The 13,173-nt window shown below is 38.3% G+C and carries 10 protein-coding genes; 3 read left to right on the top strand and 7 right to left on the bottom strand.

Annotation, left to right across the window (positions count from 1 at the left end):
* Positions 1–3: 3 nt before the first annotated feature.
* The 3 genes from HDE70_RS26120 to pyrR all read right to left on the bottom strand — a co-directional run bounded on the left by HDE70_RS26120 (position 4) and on the right by pyrR (position 4,721).
* Complete coding sequence (locus tag HDE70_RS26120; RefSeq protein WP_183867257.1) at positions 4–3,024, bottom strand: tetratricopeptide repeat protein; 3,021 nt, start codon at positions 3,022–3,024, stop codon at positions 4–6.
* A 212-nt stretch (positions 3,025–3,236) separates the two neighbouring features.
* A complete protein-coding gene (locus HDE70_RS26125) occupies positions 3,237–4,169 on the bottom strand; it encodes an aspartate carbamoyltransferase catalytic subunit (RefSeq protein ID WP_111635947.1) in 933 nt (310 codons plus the stop codon).
* A 3-nt stretch (positions 4,170–4,172) separates the two neighbouring features.
* Positions 4,173–4,721, bottom strand: a complete 549-nt coding sequence (pyrR, locus tag HDE70_RS26130) for a bifunctional pyr operon transcriptional regulator/uracil phosphoribosyltransferase PyrR (RefSeq protein ID WP_183867258.1) — start codon at positions 4,719–4,721, stop codon at positions 4,173–4,175.
* A 238-nt stretch (positions 4,722–4,959) separates the two neighbouring features.
* Between pyrR and HDE70_RS26135 the strand changes: the two genes are divergently transcribed.
* Positions 4,960–5,355 (top strand): thiol-disulfide oxidoreductase DCC family protein, encoded by a 396-nt coding sequence (locus HDE70_RS26135; RefSeq protein ID WP_183867259.1) that lies wholly within the window; start codon positions 4,960–4,962, stop codon positions 5,353–5,355.
* Between the two features lie 102 nt (positions 5,356–5,457).
* Here the strand turns inward: HDE70_RS26135 and rpsA are convergent, their stop codons facing one another.
* Positions 5,458–7,392 (bottom strand): 30S ribosomal protein S1, encoded by a 1,935-nt coding sequence (rpsA, locus tag HDE70_RS26140; RefSeq protein WP_111635945.1) that lies wholly within the window; start codon positions 7,390–7,392, stop codon positions 5,458–5,460.
* 159 nt (positions 7,393–7,551) lie between these two features.
* Positions 7,552–8,238 (bottom strand): (d)CMP kinase, encoded by a 687-nt coding sequence (gene cmk, locus HDE70_RS26145; protein WP_183892300.1) that lies wholly within the window; start codon positions 8,236–8,238, stop codon positions 7,552–7,554.
* 70 nt (positions 8,239–8,308) lie between these two features.
* On the opposite strand from cmk, the gene HDE70_RS26150 reads away from it, so the two are divergent.
* On the top strand, positions 8,309–8,731 hold the full coding sequence (locus HDE70_RS26150; RefSeq protein WP_183892301.1) for a peptide chain release factor-like protein: 423 nt from the start codon (positions 8,309–8,311) through the stop codon (positions 8,729–8,731).
* An 18-nt stretch (positions 8,732–8,749) separates the two neighbouring features.
* Here the strand turns inward: HDE70_RS26150 and HDE70_RS26155 are convergent, their stop codons facing one another.
* Entirely contained in the window at positions 8,750–9,703 is a 954-nt protein-coding gene (locus tag HDE70_RS26155; RefSeq protein ID WP_183892302.1) for a lipid A deacylase LpxR family protein, read from the bottom strand.
* 70 nt (positions 9,704–9,773) lie between these two features.
* Positions 9,774–12,248 (bottom strand): endopeptidase La, encoded by a 2,475-nt coding sequence (lon, locus tag HDE70_RS26160; RefSeq protein WP_183892303.1) that lies wholly within the window; start codon positions 12,246–12,248, stop codon positions 9,774–9,776.
* Between the two features lie 276 nt (positions 12,249–12,524).
* Here lon and HDE70_RS26165 point away from each other — a divergent pair, with 276 nt between their 5' ends.
* Complete coding sequence (locus HDE70_RS26165) at positions 12,525–13,151, top strand: tetratricopeptide repeat protein (RefSeq protein ID WP_068402936.1); 627 nt, start codon at positions 12,525–12,527, stop codon at positions 13,149–13,151.
* Positions 13,152–13,173 lie beyond the last annotated feature (22 nt).

Genomic DNA, 13,173 nt, shown 5'->3' on the forward strand with positions numbered 1-13,173 from the left:
GTCTTATTTAATTTTTTCTAATTTCTCTTTGGCAGTAGCGACAATTTCATCTTTACCGTCATAGTTATCAATAATACTTAAGAGCGTACTTTTCGCTTGCAGTTTGTCTTTTAATGCGACATAATTATCTGCCAGCAGGATAAACGCTTTTGCCACCCAGTAATCGTAAGAAGGCATGTTATTGACTAAATCAAAACAAGTTTTCTGAGATGTTTTATAGTCATGTTTATTATATTGAATTTCTGCCAATGTATATTTTGCTTCAGCAGCTGCCAGTGTTTTTGTTTTAGCGACTACATTGGCAAATGATTTTACAGCCATTGTTGTATCTGCTTTTAACAAGTAAGCTTTACCAGCATACAGATCTGCACTGTTCACTTCTTCTTCAGAAGCTTTGTCAGATTCTTTGGTCAGCAATACATATTTCAGCATATCATCCGGCATATTCAACGCTGTATAAGCCTGAAGCAGGTTGTTGATAGCGAAAGAATAATGCGATTTGTAATCTGCTGATGTTTCCAGTCTTTTCAGGTAAACAATCGCCTCATTGTATTTCTTCTGTGCTAAGAATAATTTAGAAATACTAACCAGTGAGCGTTCTGTGTAATCACTTGTCCAGTCATTCAGAATGAATTCGTAATCTGCAATTGCGTCATCCGGACGGTTCAGTTTTACCAGCGATTCTGCTCTGATAAACTTCGCTTCTTTGGCATGTATCGATTTCGGATACTTATCAAAGTAAGCATTCACACTTTCTACTGTTCCTTGCGCATCGCCTTTCAGGTAAGTGTTTTTGGCTGCTGAGAAAACAATATTGTCCTGCTCTGCTACAGTATAATTACCGATAGGCGTAGTGTTTGCATAAGCAATAAAGCCATTGGCATCGCCACGGTCTACATAGATATTTTTGATAGATTCCAAAGCTTGTTTGGCTTCTTCAGTACTCGCGTAATCATTGATTACTTTCTTGAAAGATGCCAGTGCTTCTTCGTCTTTATCCTGGTTATATTGTACCAGTCCGATAGTAACCAGTGCTCTTGGTACATAACTGCTGTTTGGGTATTTACTGATTAAAGCAGTCAGGTCAGTTTTTGATTTATCCAGGTCACCTTTATTGAAATAAGTGTAGGCAATTTCAAAACCTGCATCATCTGCATAGTTTGAAGAAGGGAATTGTTGTAACAAGCTGCCCATTGTAGCAATCTTGGTATCATCCTGTCCCTGTAGTCCCTGGATCATTCCTCTCTGGAACAAAGCATAATCTTCTCCGGTAGATTTGTTGGTGATGATTCTGTTATAGTAAGTTAAGGCATTGCTATAACTTTTGCTCACAAAGTATGAATCGGCTAAACGCATAGTTGCATCAACTACGGTGTTTTTGTCTTTATCATTTCCATTCAGGAAGCGTTCGAAATAAGTGGCTGCTTTCGCATATTTTTCATCTTCGAAGGCTGCATATGCCAATGCATAATTCGCGAAGTTGTACACTTTGGTTTTATCTGCGTCAGGCATCGCAAGGAATTTTTCGAATGTTCTGACTGCTTCTCCGTACTTCCGTAATTCGTACATGGCTTCTGCCATCCAGTAAGTACTCAAAGCATGAATCTCCGGATCATTAGGAATTGCATTGGAACGCTGGAACATAGAAAGTCCGTTCGGGAAAGCACGCTCATTATAGAATTCCAGACCTCTGAAGTATAATACCTTTTGATAAGCTTCCAGTGCTTCTGGTGATTTATTCTGAATAGGTTCTAAAATATCAATCGCAGCCTGGTAGTTTTTACTGGTCAGCAAAATTTCACCTAATAAAGTTTTAGCGTCGTTGATTTTACGGGAAGATGGGAATTGCTTTAAGAAGCTCTGTGTAGATTCCAGTGCCTGCTGATTGAAATCAAGTTCATAACTTAATCTCGCATAGTTAATCCAGGCATCTTCCTGAGTTACTTTGTCGAATTCAAGACGTGATGCTCTGAAGAAAGCGCTTCTTGCTTTTGATTTATCGCCCAATTTAATGAAAGCACGTCCTAAGGTGTGCATTCCACTTTGCAGATACACATCATCTGTAGTTAACTGTTCTAATATACCTACAGATTCTCTGTACATTCCTAATTCGAACAGGGAGTAACCGTACTGATAGATAAAGAGGTTGTTTTTTGTTTTAGTGTTACCGCTTTTGGTATAAAAATCACTGAAATACAGCGCTGCATTTTTATAGTCTGATTTAGCGAAATAAGAAGCTGCAATCAAACTCAGCATTTCTGCTTCAAATTGTTGCTTTGTATTTTTTAATACCGGAACAGCGTAGCTGATTACATCATCATAACGCTCATCCAGATAATACATGGAAGTGATATAATAAGGATAACTTGCTTCGTAAGTTTTTGAACCTTTCAGTTTTTCAAAATTACTCAGGGCTGTTTTGTATTCTTTATTCAGGTAATTGATATAAGCGAAATAATAAGTTGCACTTTCCTGAAAAGGGCCGTCAACTTTTTTTACTGCTTCAAATAAAGGTTCTGCTTTTTCTATATTTTTCAGTTCGAAATAAGAATAAGCTTGTTTGAACTGGTATTCTGTTCTTTGTTTCTGAGAAAGGGTAGAAGGATCAGTTTTTTCAAACCAGTCCAGTGCTTTCTGATAGTTTTTTTGTGCGAAGTAAGATTTACCTACGTGGAAGTAAGCTAATTTAGTATTCGGATTTAAAGGGTAATCTTTAATGAAGGTTTGAAACAGGCTTTCCGCATCACGGTTACCTAATTCCAAAGCACAGACAGCGGCATAAAACTTTGCGTTTTCTTTCAATAAAGAAAGTTCAGCATTACTTTCCTGAGCTGTTCCTGGTTTTTGTCTTAGCTGTTCAACCAATCTGAATTGCTGGGCTGCTGCGACATACTTTTCGTTTTGAAGCAATTCAAGGCCCGTCTGATAGTTTTTATTGAGGTTTACTAACGCACTTACCTGCGCATAACCTGCGGTAAGGTTACCAGCTAATAAAAGCGGAATAAAAAAGTATTTTTTCTTCATTGGTGTTTAATTTCTTTAAGCGGTTATGAAACTAACCCGGGCTACCACGATTTAAAACGCGATAAACTCATGATAGTTGCAATGATTTCAAATATGGTTGCTGCTAATATAATTATTGTAATGTGTCTTATTAACATAAGAAGTTAACAAGTGTTGATAACACTGTTTAACGATAATTCGGCCGGAATGGTATAAAAGAAAAGATCTGAAGACTAATCTCTCTGAGAAGCAAGCAGATAAAGTACAGCCATTCGGATAGCTACCCCATTTTCTACCTGGTCTAAAATAATCGATTGTTTACTGTCAGCGACATCACTTGTAATCTCCACACCTCTGTTAATGGGGCCCGGGTGCATGACAATGATTTCTTTGTCCAGGTTATCCAGGATCTGTTTGTTCAGCCCGTACATCATGGCATATTCTCTTAAAGAAGGGAAGTATTTGATGTCCTGTCTTTCGAGCTGAATACGCAGCATATTGGCCACGTCGCACCAGTTGAGTGCTTTGATCAGATCGTGTTCAACCTTTACGCCCAAACTTGCGATATGTTTTGGGATCAGCGTAGTCGGGCCGCAAACCATCACCTCTGCACCCAGCTTTTGCAGGCAGAGTATATTCGAGATGGCTACTCTTGAATGCAGGATGTCTCCGACAATCACAACTTTCTTGCCTCTTACCTCACCTAACTTCTCGCGTATCGAGTAAGCGTCCAGCAATGCCTGCGTAGGATGCTCATGCGCGCCGTCTCCGGCGTTTACAATCTGCGCGTTGATATGTTTGCTCAGAAAGACTCCTGCGCCTGCGTACGGGTGCCTCATGACTACCATATCCACTTTCATGGCCAGGATATTGTTCACCGTGTCAATCAGTGTTTCTCCCTTGCTTACAGAAGAGGAGGAAGCTGCAAAATTGATCACATCAGCAGAAAGTCTCTTTTCTGCCAGTTCGAAGGATAGTTTTGTTCGTGTTGAATTTTCGAAGAAGATATTCGCAATGGTAATATCACGCAATGAAGGGACTTTTTTTATCGTCCTGTTAATGACGCCCTTGAAATTATCCGCAGTCTCAAAAATCAATTCAATATCATTCAGGGTAATATCTTTAATGCCTAAAAGATGTCGTGTTGATAGTTTTTCTGCTGCCATTTTTTATTTATTTCGGTCTGATAATAATATTACTTTGTCTTCTCCTTCTGTCTCTTTCCAGCTCACTTTTACCATTTGGGAATCCAGACTGTCTACCTGCTGCCCGATATAATCAGGTTCAATAGGTACATGTCTTGAAAACCTCCTGTCGATGAGTACCAATAGTTCTACTCTGGCCGGTCTGCCAAAAGCAAGCAATGCATCCAGTGCAGCCCTGATAGTACGGCCTGTCCAGAGTACATCATCAATCAGAATGACGTTGCAGTCTTCAATGATAAAGTCTATAGTATTGCTGTTTGCGGAAACAAGCCCGTCCTTTCTTCTAAAGTCATCTCTGAAGAAAGTGATGTCAAGATTACCTTTTCTGATATTCTTGTTTTTAAGGGTTTCTGAAAGTTCTTGTTTGATTCTGTCTGCGAAGTAACTGCCACGGGGCTGTATACCAATGAGTACGGTATTAGAAAAATCGTTGTGATTCTCAATTAATTGATGACAAAGTCTCTTAATTGTGATTTGGAATTTTTTACCGTCTAGCAGGGTTCTCTTTTGCATTGACAAATTGATTAGGCAAATATAAAAAATCGGATTGAATTATGTACCCGCAATTTTAATTAATTTCAATGAGCTTCGGCGTTTTAATTGTAAAATAATGCTAATTGCCTGATTTATAGACCGGCGAAGAATATAATTCAGGAGACTAACAATTTCGCAATTATTAATGCAGATTTCCGTTACTATTAATTAGACGCTATAAAGCGCTCAAACCCTTGCTAATTCACTAAATTGCACTATGCAGCATGCTATAATATTCTTTGACGGTGTTTGTAATTTATGTGCAGGCTCTGTTAAGTTCGTCATTAAAAGAGATAAAAAAGACAGCTTCAGGTTTGCTGCCTTACAAAGTGATATTACTCAGCAGCACCTCGGCCCATTTGGTTTATCACTCAGTGAACTCAGCAGTATTATCCTGTTGGAAAATGGAAGGGTTTATCAACGTTCCACGGCTGCGTTACGTATTGCCAGGCATTTGAGTGGCGGCTGGCCATTGTTATATGTTTTTATACTCGTTCCTGCTTTTATCCGCGACTTCGTTTACAATCAGATCGCAAAACGCAGATATTCGATCTGGGGCAGAGAGGAGAGCTGTATGGTGCCTACAGCCGAATTGAAAGCTAAGTTCCTGTAATCTTATTGGATATTGTATTATAGGACCTGACCTCGAAAATTTACCGTATAAAAAAAGGGTGTCTTACAAAAGACACCCTTTTCTATTATATAAGCCTGAAGATTATTTAGCTTTGTTTTTGCTTTCTTCGCCTTCCATTTGCTCTTTCAATTGTGCAAGAACACCTAGATCACCAAGAGTTGATTTCTCAACTGAATCTTTAACTTTTTTAACTGCATTGCTTGAAGCTTTAGCATCTTTTTTCTTAGTAGCTCTTTCTTCAGCAGCAACTTCAGCTTTAGCCTCTTCCCAGATACGGGCGTGAGAAACAACGATACGTTTAGCATCTTTGTTAAACTCAATGATTTTGAAATCATTAGTTTCTTCAGCTTTGATAGTAGTACCATCTTCTTTAGCCATGTGTTTAGTTGGAACGAATCCTTCTACACCATATGGTAAAGCAATAACAGCACCTTTATCAGTTACTTTAACAACAGTTCCCTGGTGAATTGAATCTAACGTGAAGATAGTTTCAAAAGTATCCCAAGGGTTTTCTTCTAATTGTTTATGACCTAAGCTTAATTTACGGCTATCAACGTCTAATTCTAAAACAACTACGTCTAATGTATCACCAACTTTAGTGAATTCGTTAGGGTGGTTAACTTTTTTAGACCATGAAAGATCAGAGATATGGATTAATCCATCAATACCTTCTTCAATTTCCACGAATACACCGAAGTTAGTCATGTTTTTAACTACAGCAGTATGTTTGCTTCCGATAGGATATCTTTCAGCAACATTTTGCCATGGATCTTGCGTTAATTGCTTAATACCTAAGCTCATTTTGCGTTCGTCTCTGTCTAAAGTTAATACTTCAGCTTCGATTTCATCGCTAACTTTCAAGAATTCCTGTGGGCTGCGTAAGTTTTGAGACCATGACATTTCTGAAACGTGAATTAAACCTTCAACGCCAGGAATGATTTCTAAGAATGCACCGTAATCAGCTACAGTAACGATTTTACCTTTAACTTTAGATCCAACAACAAGGTTAGTATCTAAACTTTCCCATGGGTGTGGAGTTAATTGTTTTAAGCCTAATGCGATACGTTTTTTCTCGTCATCAAAGTCAAGAACAACAACGTTGATTTTCTCATCTAAGCTCAATACTTCTTTTGGATGCTCTATGCGGCCCCATGAAATATCAGTAATGTGAAGTAAACCGTCAACACCACCTAAATCGATGAATACACCGAAGTCAGTAATGTTTTTAACAGTACCTTCTAATACCTGACCTTTTTCAAGTTTAGATACGATCTCAACTTTTTGACTTTCTAAATCGTCTTCGATTAAGATTTTGTGTGATACGACAACGTTTTTAAATTCGTGGTTGATTTTCACAACTTTGAATTCCATTGTTTTACCTACATAAACATCGTAATCACGGATCGGTTTGATGTCGATCTGAGAACCAGGTAAGAAAGCTTCAACACCCATGATGTCAACGATAAGACCACCTTTAGTACGGCTTTTAACAAATCCGTTGATGATTCTGTCATTGTCAAGGGCTTCGTTGATAGATTCCCAAGATCTCTGAGTTTTAGCTCTTTTACGAGATAAAATCAATTGACCATTTGCGTCTTCCGGAGCTTCAACAAATACATCAACTGTGTCACCGATTTTCAAATCAGGTGTATCACGGAATTCAGAAGTTGATACTAAACCGTCAGATTTAAATCCTACGTTTAATACAACGTCTTTATTGTTGATTGATACAACAATACCGCTGATAATTTCACCTTGATTGATTTGATTGAAAGTATCGGTATACATGTCTTCAAACTTTTTACGGTCTTCGTCAGAGTATTTTCCGAAAGCTTTATCGTCTGCATCCCAGTCAAAATCCTGATCTGGTGTTGCTAGTGATGATTTGATCTGTTCGATCGACAATGAATCTGCTTCAGATTCAATGGTTTCTTTTTCAGTCAGACGAGCGTCTGCACCTTGTAATTCGGCTTTTTTAGCCTCTAATTCTTTTTCTGCTACTTGTTTTTTTGCCATTAATCATTTAATCTCCTTTTCCCTTTAGGGATTGCAAAGATAGAAATTAATATTTTTAAAGAAAGAATTTTTTAATAAATGTTGTTGATTTTGAACAGTTTGCCTTGTTTAATATGTATTTTGAATGACAATCGGGCATTAATTCCCCGGATTCCGCTTTCAGGCCAGTTGCGGAATGTATGGGGTAACTTTATTTAATGCGAATTCAAGCTGTTCTGCCGGCGTAATTTCTGTATTGTCCAGAATGATAGCGTCTTCAGCACGGATAAGCGGGCTTTCTTTTCTTGTGGTATCTGCATAATCACGGTGTGCAAGGTTCTCAAAAACATCTTCCAGAGACGTTGTTGTATCACCTTTACTTTGTAATTCTTTGAATCTTCTTTCTGCTCTGACTTTAGGGTCTGCGGTCATGAAAAGTTTAACCTGCGCATCCGGAAATACAGTAGTACCGATATCACGGCCATCCATCACAATGTTCTTGGATTTACCCATACGCTGCTGCTGTTTCACCATTTCCTTACGGACCTGTTTCAGTGCTGAGATTTCACTGACAGTTTCAGAAACCGGCATTTGTCTGATTTCCTCCGAAACTTCTTCGCCATTTAAAGTAATGTGCGATTCATAATCTCTGGAATGGAAGTTCAGTTCAATGTGCTGAAGGGCATCGGTTACTGCTGCCTCGTCACTCACATTGGTATGATTGCGTATAAAATATAAAGTCACTGCTCTGTACATTGCACCACTATCAATATAGATAAAACCTAATGTTTTAGCTAATGCTTTTGCCAGCGTACTTTTACCGCATGAAGAATAACCATCAATGGCCACAACTACATTTTTTCTCATATGGATGCAAATATACTGTTTTGAGGCTTTTTTAAAATACTATTAAAGAAAAAGAATTATTTTTGCGCTTATGTATAAAGACAGAAAAGAACTTGTAAAATCGCTCACCTTTAAAACTTCCAGGAGTGGGGGTAAGGGTGGCCAGAATGTTAACAAGGTTTCCAGTAAAGTAGAAGTGATCCTTCATGTGGAGTCTGCGGAATTTTTCACTGCCGCAGAGAAATTATTGCTTGCAGAGCGCCTTGCAAACCGGATTGACACAGAAGGTAATCTTCATGTAGTGTCTCAGGAAGACAGAAGCCAGCTCGTTAACAAAGAGCAAAGTATTATCAAATTGATGGCATTGCTGAAAACCGGGCTTCATGTAGACAAGAAAAGAAAACCGACACACACGCCGAAAAGTGTAATCCTGAGAAGGAAAAGTGACAAAAAATCAATTGCAGTAAAAAAAGAGAACAGAAAAAAGCCAGGTATGGATGCCTGGCTAAATTAATTTATTTACGTTCGGTGGTTACCTGAATCTGTAAGATACCGTAACTGATCCCCACTGATGTGCTCTTGCAGTACTTTTAATTTCCTTCGTTTTAAATATAACGCCAAAATCCGCAGTAAAACGATCTACACTGTAATCTATCCCCAATTGCTGCGCAAATACAACAGGTTTCTGACTAAAAGTTACCGGGCTGTTGTTATTAAACATACTTCCTTCGATAGTTGCATCATAAGCTACCACGTTTAACTGGGGTTTAGCATAGAAAAACATTTCTCTTTTGACCAGTGATTTAGTTTTTGCATTATTGCCGATAGCCGCATGTGTATAAGCTGAATTAAACAGCTGATTCAGGTTACCTGTTCTGAAAAGTAGTCCTGCACCTGCACCACTAAAAGTCGTTCCCAGGTTTGCATAACCTTCAAAAGATAATTCGACTGCATTTCCTGCGGTACGTGTCAGTAGTTTCGTGTATTGTGCAGAAAGATTAATAGCCAGTTCATTTTTAATCTGGTAATCCCATCCGCCAACGTCATAGAAGCCAAATGTTTTATGCAATAATTTCTGACCAGCTTCGCCCAGAGAATTCTTTCCGGTAGTTCCGATCTGTGCACTTGCAGTGATCACACTTTCGTCACTGTAAAACCAGTTCATCGTGCCGCCAACATATAAGTATCCAGCGAATGGACGATCTTGTGCAGCCGGATCGGGTGCATAGCCGGAATAAGGGTTAAACATCATTTGTCCAACACTGATTTCATAGGTTTTCTTTTCCAGTCCGGCTTTTAGTTTTGACTGGTCTGTTGCGTGACGGAAGTACAGGAACAATCCGTTAGTGTAATAACGGTCAGAGCCCTGACCCAGATAAGAATCGTTATCGCTTTTAAAACCAACCTCATTTTTAAAAGATTGCGAATAAGCAAAAGAAGAGCAGAACAATAAAATGAATAGGATTGAATATCCGGTATACTTCATGTGGATTATAAAAAAAAAGCTCCGGTTATTCCGGAGCTTTAAATATAGGAGTTAAAATTTATCTGCGCAATTAGTTTGCGGCTACTGGTTTGACTTTGATGGTCAGATCCTGAGGATCTTTAACCTGATCTTTCATCAGTGCCAGTTCAATTACTTCTTTCATTTCAGTCACATAATGAAAATTAAGATCCTTGATATAACTTTCTTTAATTTCCAGAATATCCTTACGGTTGGATTTGCATAAGATGATATCCTTGATGTTTGCTCTTTTCGCCGCAAGAATCTTTTCTTTGATCCCACCTACTGGCAGAACTTTACCACGTAGTGTAATCTCACCTGTCATGGCTAAATTAGATTTCACTTTACGTTGTGTAAAGGCAGAAGTCAAGGCAGTAAGCATAGTAACACCAGCTGAAGGGCCATCTTTTGGTGTCGCACCTGCCGGAACGTGTACGTGAATATCCCAAAGATCAAACAACTGGTTATCAATACCGAATAAAGCAGCATGTGCTCTCAGATAAGCCAGTGCAATAACAGCTGATTCTTTCATCACATCACCCAGGTTACCAGTCAGCGTTAACTTTCCTTTTCCAGGGCTAAGACTTGCTTCTATAAACAGAATGTCACCACCAACCTGTGTCCAGGCCAGTCCGGTAACTACACCCGCAACTTCATTGCCTTCATATAAGTCTTTGTCGTAGATAGGGGCACCTAAAATGCGTTCCACATCTTCCAGCGTTAAAGCAGGCTCGTAAGTTTCTTCCATCGCAATTTTAGTTGCGACACCACGAACCAGTGAGCCAATCTTTTTCTCTAAACCACGGACACCCGATTCACGGGTATAATCTTCAATTACCTTTTCAATCAGACTCGGTTTTAAAACAATATCTTTTGTTTTAATGCCATGCTGTTCTTTTTGTTTTGGTAAAAGATATTTTTTAGCAATTTCTATTTTTTCTTCAATTGTATAGCCATTCACCTCAATGATTTCCATACGATCCAATAAAGCTGGCTGGATTGTACTCAGTGAATTGGCTGTAGCAATAAACAATACATTGGACAAATCGTAGTCTGTTTCCACATAGTGATCATTGAATGCACTGTTTTGCTCAGGATCTAATACTTCTAATAAAGCGGAAGAAGGATCTCCTCTGAAATCAGAACCAACTTTATCAATTTCATCCAATACAAATACCGGGTTAGCAGCACCTGCTTTTTTGATAGATTGAATAATACGGCCTGGCATTGCACCAATATAGGTTTTTCTATGTCCGCGGATTTCAGCTTCATCTCTGATGCCACCTAATGCCATACGGACGTATTTACGGTTCAGTGCTTTTGCGATTGATTTACCTAACGAAGTCTTACCAACTCCCGGAGGGCCTACCAAACAGATGATTGGCGCTTTCATATCGCGTTTCAGCTTCAAGACAGCCAGATATTCAATTATACGCTGTTTTACTTTCTCCAGTCCGAAGTGATCTTTGTCTAATACTCTTTGTGCACGTTTAAGATCGAAATTATCTTTAGTGAAATCATTCCACGGTAAATCAAGTAACAATTCAAGATAATTGATCTGTACAGAATAATCAGGAGCAGCAGGGTTCATTCTTCCCAGCTTTTCCAGTTCTTTACCAAAATGATCTTTGACCTGTATTGACCATTTTTTCTTCTTCGCACGTATTTCAAGGGCTTCATATTCCAGGTCTGAAGAGTTGCCTCCCAATTCTTCCTGAATTGTTTTCAGCTGCTGGTTTAAGAAATAGTCTCTTTGCTGTTTATCTAAATCAACACGTACTTTAGATTGGATCTGGTTTTTCAATTCCAGCATCTGAAGTTCCAGTGTCAGTAATTCCATCACCATTAAAGCTCTTGCCCTGAGATTGTCCATTTCAAGCATTTTCTGCTTGTCTTTGACATCTGCATTCATATTAGAAGAGATGAAATTGATCAGGAAAGAAGTGCTTTCAATATTCTTAAGTGCCATTGCGGCCTCGCTTGGAATATTTGGTGAAAGCTGAATGATCTGTGAAGACATTTCTCTGATAGAAGCTACCAGTGCTTTGAATTCTTTATCTTTTTTATGCTTTGCCTCATTAAATTTACTGATAGTAACTTTAATATAGGGCTCAGACTGTACCTCTTCAATTAATCGGAAGCGTTGTTTTCCCTGGATGATCACAGTGGTATTACCATCAGGCATTTGCAGCATTTTAATAATATGTGCTACAGTACCGACTTTATTTAACTGCTCAAAGGTTGGATCTTCAATGGATACATCAAGCTGAGAAACCACACCAATAATTTTGTCACCTTTATAGGCTTCTTTTATCAGTTTTATAGACTTGTCTCTTCCAACGGTAATTGGGATGACAACTCCAGGAAATAATACCGTATTTCTCAATGGAAGTATGGCAAGTATTTCAGGGGTTTCTTCGTTATTCATCTCATCTTCATCCTGTTGGGACATCAAAGGGAAAAATTCCGTATCTTCATTTATGATGGGTAGTGCATTGCCAAAATCAAACTGATCTTTTATACTCATTAATAGGCCTTTCTAGAATAAAAAAACGACAATGTGACAGTCTGCCGCTTATAAAAATTATAATTATATATTGGTGGGTATAATTTCAACTCCTGTGCCAAACATTGAATATCGGTTTTTATCTGTTAAAAAGTCAGAATATGCAAAATTATTTGACTGGTGTATCATATTTTCCCTTTTTGAACGTTTACCCTTTAAATATCAATAAATGATACGTAAATTATGGGTAATAATACCTATCATTTTATATCTTTATTCTTTATTAAATAAAATTTGATGAACTACATTAAAAAAGCGCTTATACTATTTTTGGTTGTTTCTGCCAATGCCGCTTTCGCTCAAAGCGGAAGTTACGATAAATTAGGAATGCAGGCAATGATGAAAGGCGATTATAAAGGGGCCGTTGCTCAGTTGGAAAAAGCCGATTCTAAAACCCCAAATAATCCAAGCGTATTAAAGATGCTGGGATATTCTTATTTTCAATGTGGTAATTTTGAGAGTTCTATTGAAACCTACAGCAGGCTGATCACTGTAAAGCCTTCTGACTATTCAGCTTATTACTATAGAGGCAAAGCAAGACAGAATGTGGCCAATGATCCGAAGGAATCTTTGAACCAGATGCGTGATACATTCTATCAGTCGGCGATTAAAGACTTCACTAAAGCAATTGAGATCAACGGAGAAGAGGATACGCAATTGTTGCAGAACAGAGGTTTAGCTTATAAGGATTATGCAATTTATAAATCTTATAAAATTAAGAAACGTGTAGATAAAGATGCTTGTATTGTCTTGTTTAACAATTCAGTTGCAGATTTCCAGAAAGTCTTAACTGTTCAGCCTTTGCGTAAGGACATCATCTCTTTGATAGACTACGTAAAAGCACAGGTTGCAAGTCTGAAATAAACATTATTTAAGGAAGCATAAA

It is taken from the genome of Pedobacter cryoconitis, assembly GCF_014200595.1.
Lineage (GTDB): Bacteria > Bacteroidota > Bacteroidia > Sphingobacteriales > Sphingobacteriaceae > Pedobacter > Pedobacter cryoconitis_C.